The organism is Streptomyces albospinus (assembly GCF_014648695.1).
Taxonomy (GTDB): domain Bacteria; phylum Actinomycetota; class Actinomycetes; order Streptomycetales; family Streptomycetaceae; genus Streptomyces; species Streptomyces albospinus.
In genome coordinates this window covers 109895-128183 of sequence record NZ_BMRP01000002.1, presented here as the reverse complement: position 1 = coordinate 128183, position 18289 = coordinate 109895, and the positions used below count along the sequence as shown (strand labels likewise).

Below are 18289 nucleotides of genomic sequence, written 5' to 3'. Positions count from 1 at the left end.
GGCGGTCAGTCCCGCCGAGCCGTCCTCAGGCGACCAGCGCCGTCGCGTCGCCGCGGGTGCCCGCGCGCACGGCCTGGTCGTAGCGCCGGAGCAGCAGCCGGGCCAGCTCGGGGGCGGCGCCGAGCACCGGGGCGAGGATGTCGGCGCGTGCTTCGCGGGCGCCGGCGGCGATGCGGTCCGGGAGGAAGCCGGGCGCGATGACGTACGGGGCGACGGCGACCCGCTGGACGCCTTCGGCCCGGAGGGCCCGTACGGCGTCGGCCGTACGGGGAAGGGATGCGGAGGCGAACGCAGGTCGCACGGCACACCACTGGGCGGTGCGCCGCCACTCCCGCGCGATTTCAGCGATCACTGCGATCGCCTCCGGGTCTGAGGAGCCCGCCGCGGCCAGGACGACCCCGGTCGAGCGGTGGTCACCGGGCCGCAGTCCGGCTTCTTCCAGCCGGCGCTCCAGTGCGCCGGTCAGGAGGTGGGAGGGGCCGAGGACATCGGCCTGGTGGACGGTGAGCAGGGGCAGCCGCGCGGCGGCCTCCCGCAGCACCGCGGGGATATCGGACTTCGCGTGAAAGGCGCGGGTGAGGAGGAGCGGCAGCGCCACCACATTCCGTACGCCCTCGGTCGAGAGGCGTTCCAGCACCCGGGGCACCCGGGGCGCGTTGAAGTCGAGATGGCCGACCTCGACGCGCAGCCCCGGGCGCTGCTTCCGGACCCGCGCGCGGAGCGCGGTGACGGTTGCCGCATGCCGCGGGTCGCGGCTGCCGTGGGCGATGACGAGGAGAGTGGGACGCTGGTTCACGGTGTCAGCTCTTCACGAGGAGGCCGCGGCTGCGCAGCACCCGGCGTTCGATCGGGGCGAAGATGAGCAGTTCGATGCCGATGCCGACGGTGAGGATGAGCAGGATCGCGGCCAGCACCCAGGACATGTCCTGGAGTTCGCGGCCCTGTTCCAGGAGCTGGCCCAGACCGGTGCCGAGGTCGGGTGCGTTGACGATGAGTTCGGCGGCCATCAGGGAGCGCCAGGAGAACGCCCAGCCCTGCTTCAGGCCGGCGAGGTAGCCGGGCAGCGCGGCCGGGAGCAGCACATGACGGACGCCGGTGAGGCCCGTCGCGCCGATGGTGCGGCCGGCCCGCAGGTAGAGAGGAGAGATCTGGTCGACACCGGACACCAGCCCGTTGGCGATCGAGGGGACGGCACCGAGCAGCACCACCGCGTAGATGGTGGCGTCGCTCAGCCCGAACCAGATGATCGCCGCCGGGACCCAGGCCACTGAAGGGAGGGATTGGAGACCGCTCAGGATCGGACCGATGGCGGCTCGTACGGCCTTGACCTGGGCGACGATCAGCCCGAGCACGGTACCGATGGCGACCGAGGCCACGAAGCCGAGGGCGCCGCGGGAGACGCTGGTCCAGACGAAGCTCAGCAGCGTGCCTTCGAGCCACTTCTGTCGCAGCGAGCGGTAGACATCGAGCGGGCTCGGCAGCAGGTAGTGCGGCTTGAGCTGGAAGTGGTAGGCGAGCTGCCACAGCCCCAGCACGATCACCACGGCGACGAGGGGAGGGAACGCCTTTGAAACGGCGGTGCGCAGCCACGGCTGCCGGGAGACGACCGCGGAGTCCAGGGCATCGAGCCCGGCCTCCAGACCGGCGAGGTCGCCGGCGGCGGGACCGGGTCCGGTGCCGCTCGCGCCGGTGGCAGATGCGCCGGCCGCTGCTTCGGCGGGTGCCGTGGCCGGTGCGTCCGCCGCGGAACCGGCCGGTGCGTCGGTGGCGCCCGCGGTGGCGCTGTCGGTGTCCGCGTCGGCCGCCGGCCCGGTGGGATCCTCGCCGGGCGCTTCGGCGGCGGACTGGGGGGTGGTCTCAGTGCTGGCCATGGCGGCGGATCTCCCCACGGAGCTGTTCGGTGATCTCGATGGAAAGGTCGGCGACCGCGGAGTCCTCGATGCGGCGCGGCTGCGGGATGTCCACCTGCCACTCGCGGGCGACCCGACCGGGACGGGAGGACAGCAGCACGACCCGCTCGGCGAGCCGCACGGCCTCGCGGACGTTGTGGGTGACGAAGAGGACCGAGAGGTTCCCCGCGGCGGAGCCGCTGTTGTTCTGGGTCTGCCAGATCCGGGTCAGCTCGTCGTGCAGCACATCGCGGGTGATGGCGTCGAGCGCGGCGAACGGCTCGTCCATCAGGAGCAGTTGGCTGTCCTGGGCGAGGGCCCGGGCCATCGCCACGCGCTGGCGCATGCCGCCCGACAGCTCGTGCACCCGCTTGCCGTACGCGCCCTTGAGCCGTACGAGCTCCAGCAGCCGTTCGGCCTCGGTGCGCCGCTCCGCGCGCGGCACCCCGCGCAGGCGCAGCGCGAGTTCGATGTTGCGGCCCGCGGTGAGCCACGGGAACAGCGCGTGCTCCTGGAACATCAGCGCGGGCCGGCCGCCGGGCGTCTCGATGCTGCCGGCGGACGGCTTGTCCAGACCCGCCACGAGACCGAGGAGGGTGGACTTGCCGCAGCCCGAGGCCCCCAGGAGGCAGACGAATTCGCCGGGGGCGACGTCGATGCTGATGTCGTCCAGTACGTGCTGCTGCGCGCCGGGGCGGCCGAACGACTTCGAGACATGGTGGATGCGAGCGGCGTGCGGACCGGTGTTGCCGGTGTCCGCCGCGGCGGGCTTGGTGAGCGTGCTGGTCGTCATCGGTGTCACCTCCAGGGGGACTGCGGTGCCGGGGCGGGGGTCAGTTGCTGCCGAGGCCGGCGTCGTCGACCGGTGGCTTCCCCTCGGCCTTGAGCACCTTGTTCAGCAGGGTGAGGTCGTAGATGCCCTTGAGGTCGGGCTTCTTCAGCAGGCCCGCCTGGACGGCGTGGTCCGCCTCTTCCTGGAGGGTGGCGGCCAGCGGGTCGTCGGTGATGTCGACGTTCTTGAACGCCGGGTCGATGACATCGGAGGGCAGCGCCTTGCCGGAGATCTGCGGGTCGGCGAGCTTGTCGTTGAGCGCCTTGACCGCCTCGGCGGGGTGCGACCGGATCCAGGTGTTGGTCGCCACCGAGCCGCGCAGCACCGCCTCGACGGCCTTCGGGTGCTCCGTGAGGAACTTCTGCGAGACGATCACGTTCGTGATGACGAACTTCCCGTCCTTCCACAGTTTCTTCTCGTCCAGCAGCGACTTGCCGCCCGCGGCGACGAGCTTGGACGCGGTGGGTTCGGGGACCCAGGCGGCGTCGATGCTGCCCTGCGTGTAGGCGGTCGGGGTCACCTTGTTGTCGATGCGCTGGACGGTGACATCGCCCTTGCCGCTGGTGGCGTCGACCTTGTAGCCCTTCTCGGCGAGGAAGTTGAGCAGCGCGACGTCCTGGGTGTTGCCCAGCTGCGGGGTGGCGATCGTCTTGCCCTTGAGATCGTCCAGGCTCTTGATCTTCTTGGGGTTGACGATCAGCGAGACACCGCCGGAGGCCGAACCGGCGATGATCTTCAGGCTCTTGCCGTGCGACTTGACGTAGCCGTTGATCGCGGGGGAGGGGCCGATCCAGCCGATGTCGATGGCGCCGGAGTTGAGCGCCTCGATCTCGGCGGGGCCCGCGTTGAAGACGGAGGACTTGATCGCCGTGCCACCCAGCGCCTTCTGGAACTGGCCCGTCTGGAGGCCGATCAGCGGGGTGGCGTGGGTGGTGTTGCCGAAGAACCCGATCTTGACCTGGTCGAGCCCGTCGATCTTGGGGCCCTTGGGGGCGATGTTGGCCGCGGTGTCCTTCTTGGCTTCGGAGCCGTAGCCGCAGGCGCCCAGCGCTCCGACGAGGAGCGGGACGAGGGCACTGGCCGCCAGGAGGCGATGACGAACGGCAGACACGGGAGGTGTTCCTCTCGGAGGGCCGGGGCGGTGTGCGCCCCTCTAAGGCGCGCCCGGCGAGATGGTGGATCTTCGGAAGGGAGGTGTGGGGGATGCGGAGTGGAGCATCGTCAGCACGCACATCGGCCGACTCCGCCCTGTCCGCTTCCGAGGGCGCCGCTGCCTACGCGGCCACCTTCCTTCGCAAAGGTCGAGAAGATGTCCTGGAGCATGATCAGAAGTCCCACCCTTCGTCGTCCGCCGCACCGGCCGGCGCGGCCTCCGAGGCCGCCTCCGCGAAGGCGGTGCCGGCCATGCCCGCGGTCAGCGTCGTACCGTCCGCCGGGTCGATCAGCAGGAAGGAGCCGGTGCGCCGGGAGTCGGCGTAGGCGTCCAGGGCCAGCGGCTCGGCGGTGCGCACCACGATCCGTCCGATGTCGTTGGCGGCGAGTTCGCCGGGCGCCGGGTGCTGGGAGAGGTCGTCGAGGGTGAGCCGGGACGGGATCTCCTTGACGATCGCCTTGACCGTGCGGGTGGTGTGCTTGAGCAGCACCCGCTGCCCGACGGTCAGCGGCCGGTCGGCGACATGGCAGACGGTCGCCTCGACGTCCTGCGAGACCGACGGAGCCGACGCGGTCGGGGCGATCAGGTCGCCGCGGGAGATGTCCAGGTCGTCGGCCAGCCGGACGGTCACCGACTGCGGCGCCCAGGCGACGTCCACGGCCTGGCCGAGTGCGTCGATGCCCTCGATGGTGCTCGTCCGGCCCGAGGGCAGCACGGTGACGGCGTCGCCGACGCGCAGCACACCGGAGGCGATCTGGCCCGCGTAGCCGCGGTAGTCGGGGTGTTCGGCGGTCTGCGGGCGGATGACGTACTGGACGGGGAAGCGGGCCGGGTCGTCCGACGGGTCGGCGCCGACCGGCACGGTCTCCAGGTGCTCCAGCACGGTGGGGCCGCCGTACCAGTCCATGTTGGCCGACGGCGTCACGACGTTGTCGCCGGCCAGTGCCGAGATGGGGATGGCGGTGATCTCCGGGACGCCCAGCGAGGCCGCGTAGGTGGTGAACTCCTCGGCGATGGCCGCGAAGACGGACTCCTCGTAGCCGGCGAGGTCCATCTTGTTGACGGCCAGGACGACGTGCGGGACGCGCAGCAGGGCGGCGACGGCGGCGTGCCGGCGGGTCTGCTCGACCACGCCGTTGCGGGCGTCGACCAGCACGACGGCCAGTTCGGCGGTCGAGGCGCCGGTGACCATGTTGCGGGTGTACTGCACATGCCCGGGGGTGTCGGCGAGGATGAACCGCTGGCGGGGGGTGGCGAAGTAGCGGTAGGCGACGTCGATGGTGATGCCCTGCTCGCGCTCGGCGCGCAGCCCGTCGGTCAGCAGCGCCAGGTCGGGCGTCTCCTGCCCGCGGTTGCGGGAGGCGTGTTCGACGGCCTCCAACTGGTCGGCGAGCACCGACTTGGAGTCGTGCAGCAGCCGGCCGACCAGGGTCGACTTGCCGTCGTCCACGGATCCGGCGGTGGCGAAGCGCAGCAGCGAGGTGGCACCGGCGTCCACGGTCCGGTCCGCGTCAACGGCGTTGGTCGTGCTCATCGTTAGAAGTACCCCTCGCGCTTGCGGTCCTCCATGGCGGCCTCCGACAGCTTGTCGTCGGCCCGGGTGGCGCCCCGCTCGGTGAGCCGGGACGCGGCGATCTCCGCGATGACCGCCTCGATGGTGTCGGCGTCGGAGTCGACGGCGCCGGTGCAGGACATGTCGCCGACGGTGCGGTAGCGCACCTGCCGGAGCTCCAGGCGCTCGCCGTCCTTGGGGCCGCCCCAGTCACCGGGCGCCAGCCACATACCGGCGCGGGCGAAGACCTCGCGCTCGTGGGCGTAGTAGATGGCGGGCAGTTCGATCTTCTCGCGGGCGATGTACTGCCAGACGTCCAGCTCGGTCCAGTTGGACAGCGGGAAGACCCGGACGTGCTCGCCGGGCGAGTGGCGGCCGTTGTAGAGCTGCCACAGCTCGGGGCGCTGCCGGCGCGGGTCCCAGCCGCCGAACTCGTCGCGCAGCGAGAAGACCCGCTCCTTGGCGCGTGCCTTCTCCTCGTCCCGCCGGCCGCCGCCGAAGACCGCGTCGAAGCGGTTCTTCTCGATGGCGTCCAGCAGCGGCACCGTCTGGAGCGGGTTGCGGGTGCCGTCCGGGCGCTCGCGGAGCTCGCCGCGGTCGATGAAGTCCTGTACGGAGGCGACGTGCAGCCGCAGGCCGTACCGCTCGACGGTGCGGTCGCGGTAGTCGATGACCTCGGGGAAGTTGTGCCCGGTGTCGACGTGCAGCAGCGAGAACGGCACCGGGGCCGGCGCGAACGCCTTCAGCGCCAGGTGCAGCATGAGGATGGAGTCCTTGCCGCCGGAGAAGAGGATCACCGGCCGCTCGAACTCGCCCGCCACCTCGCGGAAGATGTGGACCGCCTCGGACTCCAGGGCGTCGAGGTGCGACAGCGCGTACGGGCTGTCGGCGCCCTCGGCGTTCTCGGTCACGGAAGTCACGGTCGTCATGCCAGTCCCCTCTCTGTGAGCAGCGCGTGCAAGGCCGCCGCGGACTCCTGCACGGTCTGGGTGTGCGACTCGATCCGCAGGTCGGGCGACTCGGGTGCCTCGTACGGGTCGTCCACGCCGGTCAGGCCGGAGATCTCACCGGCCGCCTGCTTGGCGTAGAGCCCCTTCACATCGCGCTCGGAGCAGACCTCGACCGGGGTGGCCACATGCACCTCCAGGTACGCGGTCCCCTCGCTCTGGTGGCGCTTGCGCACCGCCTCGCGGCTGTCCGCGTACGGCGCGATCACCGGCACCAGCGCCTTGACGCCGTTGCTCGCCAGCAGTTCGGCGACGAAGCCGATGCGCTGGACGTTGGTGTGCCGGTCCTCGCGGGTGAATCCGAGGCCCGCGGAGAGGAACTCGCGGATCTCGTCGCCGTCGAGCACCTCGACGCGGTGGCCCTCGCCGCGCAGCCGGCCGGCCAGCTCGCGCGCGATGGTCGTCTTGCCCGCGCTCGGCAGACCGGTCAGCCAGATCGTGGCGCCCGTCATCTGTGTCTCCAAGAACTCCGCCATCAGTGCAGTCCGCACTCGGTCTTGTTGCTGCCGGCCCAGCGCCCGGCCCGCGCGTCCTCGCCCGCCAGCACCCGCCGGGTGCAGGGGGCGCAGCCGACGGAGGCGTAGCCGTCCATCAGCAGCGGGTTGGTGAGCACGCCGTGCTCGGCGACGTACGCGTCCACGTCCGCCTGCGTCCAGCGGGCGATCGGGGAGACCTTCACCTTCTGCCGCCTGGCGTCCCAGCCGACGACCGGGGTGTTCGCCCGGGTCGGCGACTCGTCCCGGCGCAGCCCGGTCGCCCACGCGTCATAGCCGGTCAGGCCCTCTTCGAGGGGTTTGACCTTGCGCAGGGCGCAGCACAGGTCGGGGTCGCGGTCGTGCAGCCTCGGCCCGTACTCGGCGTCCTGCTCCGCCACGGTCTGACGGGGTGTCAGGGTGATCACGTTGACGTCCATCACCGCCGCCACCGCGTCCCGGGTACCGATGGTCTCCGGGAAGTGGTAGCCGGTGTCCAGGAACACCACGTCCACGCCGGGGAAGGCCCGCGAGGCCAGGTGCGCGACGACCGCGTCCTCCATCGAGGAGGTGACGCAGAAGCGCGGCCCGAAGGTCTCGGCGGCCCACCGGAGGATCTCCAGGGCGGGTGCGTCCTCCAGGTCGCGGCCCGCCTCTTCGGCGAGCCGCTGAAGGTCGGTTGCGGTGGTCACGGGGTACCTCCGTCGGAAGCGGAAGCGGAAGCGGAAGCGGAAGCGGAAGCGGAAGCGGAAGCGGAAGGGCCGGAGCCGGCGGCTCCGGGGGCCAGCAGGCCCAGGAACTTCAGCCGGAACGCGCGGTTGCAGGACCGGCATTCCCATGCACCGCGGCCTTCTTCCTCCGAAGGCCGCAGGTCCTCGTCCCCGCAGTACGGGCAGTGGAACGGCACGGCGCGTTCGCTCACTTCAACGCACCCTCTTCGGCGCGCGCCGCCCAGGTGGCGAACCGCTCGCCCTCCACGCGCTGCTCCTGGAAGTTGCGCAGCACCCGCTCGACGTAGTCCGGCAGCTCGTCGGCGGTGACCTTCAGGCCGCGGACCTTGCGGCCGAAACCGGCCTCCAGGGCCAGTGCGCCGCCCAGGTGCACCTGGTAGCCCTCGACCTGGTTGCCGTCGCCGTCCATTACCAGCTGGCCCTTGAGGCCGATGTCCGCGACCTGGATGCGGGCGCAGGCGTTCGGGCAGCCGTTGAGGTTGATGGTCAGCGGCTCGTCGAAGTCGGGGAGGCGGCGCTCCAGTTCGTCGATCAGGGACGCGCCGCGGCCCTTGGTCTCCACGATCGCCAGCTTGCAGAACTCGATGCCGGTGCAGGCCATCGTGCCGCGGCGGAACGGCGAGGGCCTGACCTGGAAGTCCAGCGCCTCCAGTCCGGCGACCAGCGAGTCGACCTGGTCCTCGGTCACATCGAGGACGATCATCTTCTGCTCGACGGTGGTGCGCAGCCGGTCGGAGCCGTGCGCCGCGGCCAGTTCGGCGATCTTGGTGAGGGTGGTGCCGTCCACCCGGCCGACGCGCGGTGCGAAGCCCACATAGAAGCGGCCGTCCTGCTGCCGGTGCACGCCGATGTGGTCGCGCCACTTCTGCGCGGGCTCCTCGGGCGCCGGGCCGTCGACCAGCTTCCGCTGGAGGTACTCGTCCTCCAGCACCTGGCGGAACTTCTCCGGGCCCCAGTCGGCCATCAGGAACTTCAGGCGGGCGCGGGTGCGCAGCCGCCGGTAGCCGTAGTCGCGGAAGATGCCGACCACGCCGGCCCAGACGTCGGCGACCTCGTCCAGCGGCACCCAGGTGCCCAGCCGCTGGGCGAGCTTGGGGTTGGTGGACAGTCCGCCGCCGACCCACAGGTCGAAGCCCGGTCCGTGCTCGGGGTGCACCACGCCCACGAAGGCCACGTCGTTGATCTCGTGGACCACGTCCTGGACGGGCGAGCCGGAGATCGCGGTCTTGAACTTGCGGGGCAGGTTGGAGAATTCCTTGCTGCCGATGTACCGCTCGTGGATCTCGTCCACGGCGGGGGTGCCGTCGATGATCTCGTCCGCGGCGATACCGGCCACCGGGGAGCCGATGATCACGCGCGGGCAGTCGCCGCACGCCTCGGTGGTGGACAGCCCGACGGCCTCCAGCTTCTCCCAGATGGCGGGCACGTCCTCGATGCGGACCCAGTGCAGCTGGATGTTCTGTCGGTCGGTGATGTCGGCGGTGCCGCGCGCGTACTGGTCGGAGACCTCGCCGATGGCGCGCAGCTGCGGCACGGTGAGCCGGCCGCCGTCGATGCGCACCCGCAGCATGAAGTACTTGTCGTCCAGCTCCTCCGGCTCCAGGATCGCGGTCTTGCCGCCGTCGATCCCGGGCTTGCGCTGGGTGTACAGGCCCCACCAGCGCATCCGGCCGCGCAGGTCGTTGGGGTCGATCGAGTCGAAGCCGGACTTGGCGTAGATCGTCTCAATGCGTGTCCGCACATTGAGACCGTCATCGTCCTTCTTGAACTGCTCGTTGCCGTTGAGTGGCGTGAAGTGACCAACGGCCCACTGGCCCTCGCCGCGGTGGCGTCCGGCCTTGCGGCGGGTCGTGGCGGAGGGCAGATCCGGGTTGGCGGCCATGGGTGTACGTCCTTCTGGGCGGCTCAAAGGGGGTGCGGACGGGTGCGGTGCCACCCCTGTGACCTGTGCGGACGCACCGAAGCGCGGCGCGTGGGCACGCGTCGGCGGTGATCTGCGGGTCGGGAGGGTCGGCGCGTCCGCGACGATGGGGACGGCGTGAAGCGGTGGTGCTGAGTGCTGTCCGGGTGCGGAGGGGTCAGGGCCCCTGTTCGTGCAGCGTCAGCCTGCCCGACAAATGGCGCTGGACATGCGGCCGAGGTCGACGTGCCGCCGACTCACCAAGGCAATTCCAGCTCTGGACATGACGGAAGCGTGGCACGCCGTTCTCCGGCCAGTCCACCGTCATCCAAGATATGGACACCGCTGTCCCGAATCGCGAGACAGTGTGTTCTCGGTCACTCTCCGGCGGGCGTCAGCGGTCCGGCGTCCGGCCACGGGCCCGGCATCGCGGCCTCGGGCTCCTCGGTGACCTCCGTCGCGCACACCCGGAAGCCGCGCCGCTCGTAATTGGCCCGCGCGTGCGGCCCGTCGTCGCTACAGGTGTGCAGCCACACCCGCTTCGTCTCCGACCGCTCCGGCCACCGTTCGGCCAGGTCCCAGGCGCGCGCCGTCCCGTAGGCGAGCAGATGGCCGCCGATCCGCCGTCCCCGGAACGCGGGCAGCAGCCCGAAGTAGGCGATCTCCACCGCCCCCTCCGGCTGGGCTTCCAGCTCGATGAAGCCGGCGGGCGTACCGCGCTCGTACGCCACCCATGTCTCCGTCCCCGGCCGCCCGAGGTACTCGGCCCACCGGGCGTACGGCCACGCCAGCCGGTCGGTCCACAGGACGTCCCCGCCGACCGCCGTATAGAGGAAGCGGCTGAATTCCGGCGACGGTACCTCGGACCGGACGATCCGTACACCCTGCTCGGCGGGCGGCTCCGCGGCGGGCGCGAGGTCGGCCGGCGAGGTCTGTTCGAGGTACCAGGTGGTGACGGAGTGGCTCATGGGGCCAGCACATCACACCGCCGGCGGCGCGTCGCATGCCGGCAGCAGGGCCGGCCGAAGGCCCTGCTGCCTCCGGTGGTCCGGCGGCGACCCGGACCGTCGCCACATCACGGAACGCGCCGTCCATGTGATGGGACGGGGATGCCTCCGCCCGGGAAGTCGCCGCCCCGGCGGGCCGCCATCACCGCCGGCGCCGTGGAGTGCGGCAGCAGCTCCAGCGGCCGGGGCGGCAGCCGCAGCTCCACCTCCACCCCGTCCGCGAAGCGGTACGGCCGGTGGGCCAGCACCCCCGCCAGATGGCGGCGCAGCCGGGACAGCTCGGCGCGCACCGTCACCGTGCGGCCCCCGTCGCCGAACAGGTCCTGGGCCAGCTCGGCGGCGCTGCGTCCGCGCGGGTGCGCGGCGAGCAGGAACAGCAGCTCGGCATGGCGCGGGGACAGTGCGTGCGCCCAGCTGCCGGCCGGTCCCGCCACGGTGACCTCCGAGCCGTCGCGTCCGCTGACGTCCAGCACCACCCGGTGCGGCTCCGGCGACGGCTCCGGCCGGCCGAGCCGGATCAGCCAGCCGCCGGGCAGCGGCTCCAGGGTGCACATCCCGTACCGCGGCAGCCACAGCGGCCCGGCCTCGGGCGTCTTCGGCAGCGCCACCCGGTCCGGTGGCGTCATCCCCGACACCGCCGCCGTCCAGCCGTTGGGGTCGACGGCCAGCGCCCGCCCGCCGATCCGCGCCAGCACCGGCGCCGCGCTCGACCGCAGCCGCTCCAGCGACGTGTGGTGGCGGGTGCGCAGCTCGCCCTCCGCGAGCCGGGCGACCGCGGAGACCAGCGAGAGCGTGGTGGGGTGGAAGGAGTGGGCCGGGCCGCTGATGTCGACGGTGCCCAGCAGCCGCCCGTCGCGCGGGTCGTGCAGCGGCGCCGCGGCGCAGGTCCAGCTGTGGTGGCTGCGCAGGAAGTGCTCGGCGGAGTGCACCAGCACCGGGCTGCGGGCCACCAGCGCGGTGCCGATGGCGTTCGTGCCGACGACCCCCTCCGTCCAGTCGGCGCCCTTGTCGAAGCCCAGCCGGTCGGCCATCCGCCGGATCGGCGCGCTGCCCTCCCGCCACAGCACCCGGCCCTCGGCGTCGGTGACCACCATGATCTGCTGTGCGGCGTCCGCGGTCGGCAGCAGTCCGCCGCTGAGCACCGGCAGTATCGACGCCAGCTGCGAGTGCTGCCGCCGATGCTCCAACTCCGCCACGGACAGCGGCTGTTGGGTGCGCACCCGATCCGGGTCCACGCCCGAGCCGAGTACCCGGCGCCAGGACTCGCCGATGACCGCGCGGGGCGCATCGCGCGGTGCGTCGGACGGCAGCTCGCCGGTGAGCGCCGCCTCGTGGACCACGGCGAGCCGCCGGGCCGTCTCCCGGATGTCCTGGGGCGACCGGACGGCGCTCTCGACCGTTCTGCCGTGCGGCCGGTCGCTCGTCCGCCCACCGGTGCTGTCGATCGGTCTGTCGCTCACGCCGCTCCCCGCTGTGCCTGTCACCCGGTGTGTGCCCATGGTGCCGCCACCGGCCGTCCGGGGAAGGGGCATTGGGAAGATCGGCTGCAACGGACTGCAACCGTTGTGGCCTATGACGCCCAGCGGGGAATCTTGTGCCCGCGGCCGATGGTGTCCCTCCCCCTCGCCTCAAAGGCGCGGGGAGACCGCCACCCGGAGGTTTCTCCGGTCACCCGTCGGAGACCCCGCCGGCTGTCCGCCGAGGACGCCATTGGCCGCACCGCGTCGTCGTCACGGTGGGAGGGGGCTCGCCATGGTGGCCGCTGCCCCGCGGGTCGTGGTGATCGGGGCCGGCGAGGGAGGCCGTATCGCGCGTGCCGCCCGGCTGGCCGAGCACTACCGGGTCCCGCGGCTGACCGCGGTCGACGTGCTGATCAGGCGTCAGCCGCTGCCCGCCGGCGGCTATGTGATCGAGGGCGCGCCGCAACTCCTCGACCGGGTCGCGCGCTTCGGCGGTCCGCTGCCCGCACCGGCCACCGCCGACCTCGTCGTCCACCTGCGCGAGGCGGGGCAGGACGGCACGGGCGACGCGCTGCGGGTGATCCGCTACTACGAGGCCCGCGGTGTGCTGGTCGGCTTCCGGCCGGACGCGCCGGACGCCGAGATCATCGTGGCCATCGACGCGGCGCTGCGCGGGCGCACCGCGCCGGACCCGCCGCGGTGGCCCTGAGACCGGGAACGGTGCCGAGTCGGCGCGGCACCGCTCCCTGACACCGGCGCGGCGGCGGTGACCCCCCGTCCCCGTCCCGCCGGGCCGACTGCTGACGGCTCCGGCGGCCGGCGGGGNNNCGCCGCCGCGCCGACCCGCCGGCGGGACCGGCCGGTGGCTTCCGGGGCCCGCCCTGTGTGACACGGGACGGGCCCTACTCCGCCACCACCGGCCGCGCCCGCTCCACCACCGCCGCCAGGCCCGCCGTGTGCGGCAGCGTGCCGAACGCCGCGCCCGCGTCGCCGCCCAGCCGGCCGGCGCAGAACGCGTCCGCGACCTCCGGCGGCGCGTACCGCACCAGCAGCGAACCCTGGAGCACCAGCGCCAGCCGCTCCGCCAGCCGCCGGGCGCGCGCCTCGACGCCCTCCAGGTCGGCGAGTTCGGTCAGCAGCCCCGTGACCGCCCGGTCCAGCCGGTGGTCCGCGCCACGGGCCGTGCCGATCTCGGTCAAGTACGCGTTCAGCGCCTCCGGTTCGCGCCGCAGCGCCCGCAGCACATCGAGCGCCTGGACATTGCCCGAGCCCTCCCAGAGGGAGTTCAGCGGCGCCTCGCGCAGCAGCCGGGGCAGCCCCGACTCCTCGACGTAGCCGTTGCCGCCCAGGCACTCCAGCGCCTCCGCGGCCACCGGCGTGCACCGCTTCGTCACCCAGTACTTGGCCGCCGGGACCGCCAGCCGCAGAAATGCCCGGTCCTGCGCGGTGCCCCCGTCGTACGCCGCCGCCAGCCGCAGCGCGAGCGTCGTAGCCGCCTCCGACTCCAGCGCCAGATCGGCCAGCACGTTGCGCATCAGCGGCTTGTCGATCAGCCGGCCGCCGAACGCCTCCCGGTACGCGGCGTGGTGCGCCGCCTGCGCCACCGCCTGCCGCATCACCGCCGCCGCCCCGCTGACGCAGTCCAGCCGGGTCGCCGCGACCATCTCGATGATCGTCGCCACCCCGCGCCCCTCCTCGCCCACCCGGCACGCCCAGGTGCGCCCGTCGAACTCCACCTCGGCCGAGGCGTTCGACCGGTTGCCGAGCTTGTCCTTGAGCCGCTGGATCAGGAACGCGTTGCGGCTGCCGTCCGGCAGCACCCGCGGCAGCAGGAAGCACGTCAGACCACCCGGTGCCTGCGCCAGCACCAGGAACGCGTCCGACATCGGCGCGGAGCAGAACCACTTGTGCCCGGTCAGGACGTACTCCCCGGCCGCCGCCAGCGGCTCGGCGCGGGTGGTGTTGGCGTGTACGTCGCTGCCGCCCTGCTTCTCCGTCATGGCCATCCCGGCCAGCGCGCCCGCCTTCGCGGCGGCCGGTCGCAGCTCCGGCTCGTACACCCGGGAGGTCAGCAGCGGCTCCCAGACGGCCGCCAACTCCGGCTCGGCGCGCAGCGCCGGCACCGCCGCGTGGGTCATCGACAGCGGGCAGCCGTGGCCGGCCTCGGCCTGCGACCACACGAGGAAGCCGGCGGTCCGCCGGACGTGCCCGTCCGGGCGCGACCAGGCGTCGGTGAGCCCGGCGGTGACGGCATGGCCGAGCAGCCGGTGCCAGGCGGGGTGGAACTCCACCTCGTCGATGCGGTGCCCGTAGCGGTCGTGGGTGCGCAGCACCGGCGGATGCGCGTTGGCCTGCGCGCCCCAGCGCTGCACCTGCGCCGAGCCGGCCGCCTGCCCCAGCCGGCCCAGTTCCCCCCGTACCTCGCCGAGGCGCTCCGCGGCGACATACCGGGTGACGCCCTCGGTGAGCGCCGGATCGGATGCGAAGACGTCGTACCCGGCCAGCGGCGGGGGCTGGTTCGTCACGATATGAGTGATGGCTGCCATGGCAGATACGGTAAAGACGTGCAGCCGGCGAACGAACCACCCGGGCGGCCCGCGGGCCGTCTCACCAGGGCCAGGGCCCTCTACCGCAACGTCTCCAAGCGCCGGCTGGTCTGGCTGCTGCTCAAGGACATCGTCGGCAGCTGCATGGAGTACCGGGTCACCGGCCTCGCCGCCGAGGCCGCGTTCTGGTGCCTGCTCTCGCTGCCGCCGCTGATCCTCGGACTCGTCGGCGTCCTCGGCTACGCGGAGCCCTGGATCGGCCACGCCACCGTCGACGGCTTCCGGGCGCACATCCTGCACGCCTCCGGCACCGTCCTCTCCGGCCGCGGCGTCGACGAGATCGCCCGCCCGCTGCTCGACGACGTGTTCACCGGCCGCCGCCCCGACGTCATCTCCGTCGGCTTCGCCATCGCCCTGTGGTCCGGCTCCCGCGCGGTCAACGTCTTCGTCGACACCATCACGATCATGTACGGCCTCGACGGCCGCCGCGGCATCGTCCGGACCCGGCTGCTGTCCTTCGTCCTCTATCTGGCCGCGCTGGCGGCCGGCGTGGTCGCGCTGCCCATGATGGTCGCCGGCCCGGACGCCGTCGCCGGCTGGCTGCCGGCCGGCGAGGACATCGTCCGCGCCCTGTACTGGCCGGTCGTGCTGATCCTCTCCATCGCCTTCCTCACCACCCTCTACCACGTCTCCGTACCGGTCCGTTCGCCCTGGCGGGAGGACATCCCCGGCGCCGTCGTCGCCCTCGCGATGTGGGTGCTGGGCAGCTTCCTGCTGCGCCTCTACCTGACCGCGGCGGTCGAAGGGCCCACCATCTACGGCTCGTTGGCGGCGCCCGTCGCGGTGCTCCTCTGGATCGGCGTGTCCGCCTTCGCGGTCCTGGTCGGGGCCGCGATGAACGCCGCCCTGGACCGGGTGTGGCCGTCGGTCGGCACGGCGGCGGCGCGGGCGGAGAACGCCCGGGCGCGGGAGGGGACGGGCCCGGAGGGCGGACCGGCCACCCCCTGACGCGGCCTCACACCGCCGGGATCCGCGCATAGCGCCCGGCGACCCGGAGATCGGCCTCGATGGCCGCGGCGCTCGCGCGCAGGGCGGGGAGGACGGCCTCGCGGGTTTCGTCCGGGGTGCAGCGGCCGGCGTGGGTGGAGACGTTGACGGCGGCGACGGCGCGGCCGGTGCGGTCCCGGACCGGGACCGCGAGGGAGCGCAGGCCGTCCTCCAGCTCCTCGTCCACGAGGGCGTAGCCGTCGGCGCGGACCCCGTCGAGGACGGCCAGGAGGCGGGCCGGGTCGGTGACGGTGCGCCGGGTGAGCGGCACCAGGCCGGTGCGGGAGAGCCGGGCGGCCCGCTCGGCGGGCGGCAGGTCGGCGAGCAGCACCCGGCCCATGGAGGTGGCGTAGGCGGGGAAGCGGGTCCCCAGGGTGATGTTGACGCTCATGATGCGGACGGTGGGGACCCGGGCCACGTACTGGACGGTGTCCGGGGCGGCCTCGCCGGTGACCAGGATCGCCATCGAGGCGGAGTCGTGCACGCGCTCCACCAGGGCGGCCAGGTGGGGCTGGGCGACGGCCGGCAGGGTGAGCGCGGAGAGCGGGGCGAAGCCCAGGTCCAGCACCTTCGGGGTGAGGCGGAAGAGCCTGCCGTCGGTCGCGAGGTAGCCGAGGTGTTCGAGGGTGATCAGGGCGCGGCGGGCGGTCGCCCGGGGCAGCCCGGTGGCCTCGGCGACGGCGGTGAGGGGGAGTTCGGCGCGGCCGGCGCCGAAGGCGGTGAGGGTGGCCAGGCCGCGGGCGAGGGACTCGACGAATTCCGGGCCCAGTTCCTGCTTGGAGGCGCGCATCCAGGGGGCGGGCGGCGGCGGGGCGGGGGCCGCGGGCGTACGGGGGACCGCCAGCGTGCGCTCCATCGCGGCGACCGTGGCGCGGAGGTGGGGGAGGACGGCGTCCGGCAGCTCGGCGGCGGGGCGGCGGCTGGTGTGGCTGACCACGCTCAGTGCGCAGACCGGCCGGCCGGAGGGGGCGCGGACGGGCAGCGCCACCGCGACCAGGCCGGGTTCGATGAGCTGGTCGTCCAGCGACCAGCCGGCGGTGCGGGCGGCGGCCACCCGTGCCTCGAACGCGGCGGCGGTGGAGCTCCCGGGCCGCCGGGGCGGTACGGCGGGGAAGCCCGCGTCCGCGGGGTCGGCGGCCCGGCGCGCCCGCCAGCGCCGCCAGTCGCCGGCGTCCCAGGCGTCCGCGAACAGCGCGCCGGGCGCGCCGCGTTCGGCGGGCAGCAGATCGCCGATGCGGAAGGCCAGCGACATGGCGCGGCGGCGGGTCGCCTGGTGGACGAAGCGCACGCCGTCGCCGTCCGGTACGGCCAGCGAGACCGATTCGTCGAGCGCGTCGGCGAGCCGGTCGGCAAGCGGCCCGAGCCGGTCGGGGAGTTCGGTGGCGGCGAGGTAGGCGTTGCCGAGCTCCAGCAGCCGGGGCGCCAGGACGGCGTCGCGGCCCTCGACGCGGACGTATCCGAGCCGGGCGAGGGTGCTCAGCACCCGGTCCACGGTGGAGCGGGCCAGGCCGGTGACCCGCACCAGGTCGCCGACCGCGGCCCGGCCGCCGCCGGCCGTCAGCTCGCGCAGCACGGCCAGGCTGCGCATCAGCGGCCCCACCGCTTCCGGCGGCGGCGCTGAGGGGGCGGTGGCGGGGTGGGTCATGGACTCGCTTTCCACGGTGCGGCGATCTCGTCGGAACCGTACCGGGGGGGCCGGGACGGGCCGTTGACACGGCCGGGGACGGGGGCCAGACTCGGGAGGGCCGTGCCGTATGAACTTTAGTTCACTGGGCGAACTCCCGGGCGGGGCCCGGTATGACGGACGACCCGAGGGCGAGGACATGGCAGACATCCGTTCCCTGCGCGACGCCGTCGCGGAACTGATCCATGACGGCGACACGGTGGCGCTGGAGGGGTTCACCCACCTCATCCCGTTCGCCGCGGCGCACGAGATCATCCGCCAGGGCATCACCGGCCTCACGCTCGCCCGGATGACCCCGGACGTCGTCTACGACCAGCTGATCGGCGCCGGCGCGGCCCGCAAACTGGTCTTCTCCTGGGGCGGCAATCCGGGCGTCGGCTCGCTGCACCGCTTCCGGGACGCCGTCGAGAACGGCTGGCCCGCCCCGCTGGAGCTCGACGAGCACAGCCACGCCGGGATGGCCAACCGCTATGCGGCGGGCGCCGCGAAGCTCCCGTTCGCGGTGCTGCGCGGCTACCGGGGCAGCGACATCCCGGGCCGTACGTCCACGGTCGCCACCGTCACCTGCCCGTTCACCGGCGAGGAGCTGGCCGCCGTCGCCGCCCTCAACCCGGACGTCACGGTCATCCACGCGCAGCGGGCCGACCGGGCCGGCAACGTCCAGCTGTGGGGGCTGACCGGCGTCCAGAAGGAAGCGGTGCTGGCCGCCCGGCGCGTCCTGGTGACCGTCGAGGAAATCGCCGACACCCTGGAGCCGCGTCCCGGCGGGGTCGTGCTGCCCACCTGGGTCATCGACGCGGTCGCGGTCGTCCCCGGTGGCGCCCACCCCTCGTACGCGGCCGGGTACTCGGTCCGCGACAACGCCTCCTACCGCGAGTGGGATGCCGTCGCGCGGGACCGGGAGGCGTTCGGTCGGTGGCTGGAGGAATGTGTGCGGGGCGTCGGCGAGGACGCGGGCAGCGGTGGCGGAGGCGGGGCGTCCGGGAGCGGGCGGGCGGCGCGCGGGAC

The 18289-nt window shown here is 73.2% G+C and carries 18 protein-coding genes; 3 read left to right on the top strand and 15 right to left on the bottom strand.

The genetic code is table 11. From position 1 onward, the window contains the following. Positions 1 to 25 precede the first annotated feature (25 nt). The 13 genes from IEZ17_RS03945 to IEZ17_RS03895 all read right to left on the bottom strand — a co-directional run bounded on the left by IEZ17_RS03945 (position 26) and on the right by IEZ17_RS03895 (position 12004). On the bottom strand, positions 26 to 796 hold the full coding sequence (locus tag IEZ17_RS03945; protein WP_189296415.1) for a sirohydrochlorin chelatase: 771 nt from the start codon (positions 794 to 796) through the stop codon (positions 26 to 28). 4 nt (positions 797 to 800) lie between these two features. Beyond that, positions 801 to 1871, bottom strand: a complete 1071-nt coding sequence (locus IEZ17_RS03940) for an ABC transporter permease (RefSeq protein WP_189296414.1) — start codon at positions 1869 to 1871, stop codon at positions 801 to 803. Continuing rightward, positions 1858 to 2682 carry an ABC transporter ATP-binding protein gene (locus IEZ17_RS03935; RefSeq protein WP_189296411.1) on the bottom strand — a complete coding sequence of 275 codons (825 nt, stop codon included), beginning with the start codon at positions 2680 to 2682 and terminating at the stop codon, positions 1858 to 1860. The genes IEZ17_RS03940 and IEZ17_RS03935 overlap by 14 nt, the downstream gene beginning before the upstream one ends. A 40-nt stretch (positions 2683 to 2722) precedes the next feature. Next, positions 2723 to 3832 (bottom strand): aliphatic sulfonate ABC transporter substrate-binding protein, encoded by a 1110-nt coding sequence (locus tag IEZ17_RS03930; protein ID WP_189296409.1) that lies wholly within the window; start codon positions 3830 to 3832, stop codon positions 2723 to 2725. 214 nt (positions 3833 to 4046) lie between these two features. After that, a complete protein-coding gene (locus IEZ17_RS03925) occupies positions 4047 to 5408 on the bottom strand; it encodes a sulfate adenylyltransferase subunit 1 (protein ID WP_189296407.1) in 1362 nt (453 codons plus the stop codon). A gap of 2 nt (positions 5409 to 5410) precedes the next feature. Then, positions 5411 to 6355 carry a sulfate adenylyltransferase subunit CysD gene (gene cysD, locus IEZ17_RS03920; protein WP_189296405.1) on the bottom strand — a complete coding sequence of 315 codons (945 nt, stop codon included), beginning with the start codon at positions 6353 to 6355 and terminating at the stop codon, positions 5411 to 5413. Next, on the bottom strand, positions 6352 to 6885 hold the full coding sequence (gene cysC / locus IEZ17_RS03915) for an adenylyl-sulfate kinase (RefSeq protein WP_189296967.1): 534 nt from the start codon (positions 6883 to 6885) through the stop codon (positions 6352 to 6354). Before cysC ends, cysD begins: the two co-directional genes overlap by 4 nt. Before the next feature lie 23 nt (positions 6886 to 6908). Beyond that, the gene (locus tag IEZ17_RS03910) at positions 6909 to 7598 is read right to left on the bottom strand and encodes a phosphoadenylyl-sulfate reductase (RefSeq protein WP_189296403.1); all 690 of its coding nucleotides are present in this window, start codon (positions 7596 to 7598) and stop codon (positions 6909 to 6911) included. Next, positions 7595 to 7828 (bottom strand): hypothetical protein, encoded by a 234-nt coding sequence (locus IEZ17_RS41970; RefSeq protein ID WP_229851814.1) that lies wholly within the window; start codon positions 7826 to 7828, stop codon positions 7595 to 7597. The genes IEZ17_RS03910 and IEZ17_RS41970 overlap by 4 nt, the downstream gene beginning before the upstream one ends. Next, complete coding sequence (locus tag IEZ17_RS03905; protein WP_189296401.1) at positions 7825 to 9519, bottom strand: nitrite/sulfite reductase; 1695 nt, start codon at positions 9517 to 9519, stop codon at positions 7825 to 7827. Before IEZ17_RS03905 ends, IEZ17_RS41970 begins: the two co-directional genes overlap by 4 nt. Positions 9520 to 9738: 219 nt before the next feature. After that, positions 9739 to 9822, bottom strand: coding sequence for a putative leader peptide (locus IEZ17_RS44350; RefSeq protein WP_350257049.1), 84 nt, complete (start codon positions 9820 to 9822; stop codon positions 9739 to 9741). A gap of 92 nt (positions 9823 to 9914) precedes the next feature. Further along, a complete protein-coding gene (locus IEZ17_RS03900; protein WP_189296399.1) occupies positions 9915 to 10505 on the bottom strand; it encodes a GNAT family N-acetyltransferase in 591 nt (196 codons plus the stop codon). A gap of 107 nt (positions 10506 to 10612) precedes the next feature. Beyond that, complete coding sequence (locus tag IEZ17_RS03895) at positions 10613 to 12004, bottom strand: helix-turn-helix domain-containing protein (protein ID WP_229851812.1); 1392 nt, start codon at positions 12002 to 12004, stop codon at positions 10613 to 10615. A 292-nt stretch (positions 12005 to 12296) separates the two neighbouring features. Here IEZ17_RS03895 and IEZ17_RS03890 point away from each other — a divergent pair, with 292 nt between their 5' ends. After that, positions 12297 to 12713 carry a hypothetical protein gene (locus tag IEZ17_RS03890; protein ID WP_189296397.1) on the top strand — a complete coding sequence of 139 codons (417 nt, stop codon included), beginning with the start codon at positions 12297 to 12299 and terminating at the stop codon, positions 12711 to 12713. Positions 12714 to 12906: 193 nt separating this feature from the next. On the opposite strand, the gene IEZ17_RS03885 is transcribed toward IEZ17_RS03890, so the two are convergent. Further along, positions 12907 to 14550 (bottom strand): acyl-CoA dehydrogenase family protein, encoded by a 1644-nt coding sequence (locus IEZ17_RS03885; RefSeq protein ID WP_189296395.1) that lies wholly within the window; start codon positions 14548 to 14550, stop codon positions 12907 to 12909. 18 nt (positions 14551 to 14568) lie between these two features. Here IEZ17_RS03885 and IEZ17_RS03880 point away from each other — a divergent pair, with 18 nt between their 5' ends. Beyond that, positions 14569 to 15558, top strand: coding sequence for a YihY/virulence factor BrkB family protein (locus IEZ17_RS03880; protein ID WP_189296393.1), 990 nt, complete (start codon positions 14569 to 14571; stop codon positions 15556 to 15558). A gap of 7 nt (positions 15559 to 15565) precedes the next feature. On the opposite strand, the gene IEZ17_RS03875 is transcribed toward IEZ17_RS03880, so the two are convergent. Then, positions 15566 to 17242 (bottom strand): IclR family transcriptional regulator domain-containing protein, encoded by a 1677-nt coding sequence (locus IEZ17_RS03875; protein ID WP_189296391.1) that lies wholly within the window; start codon positions 17240 to 17242, stop codon positions 15566 to 15568. Between the two features lie 178 nt (positions 17243 to 17420). On the opposite strand from IEZ17_RS03875, the gene IEZ17_RS03870 reads away from it, so the two are divergent. After that, on the top strand, positions 17421 to 18289 hold an 869-nt coding region (locus tag IEZ17_RS03870; protein WP_189296390.1), incomplete at its 3' end, for a CoA transferase subunit A.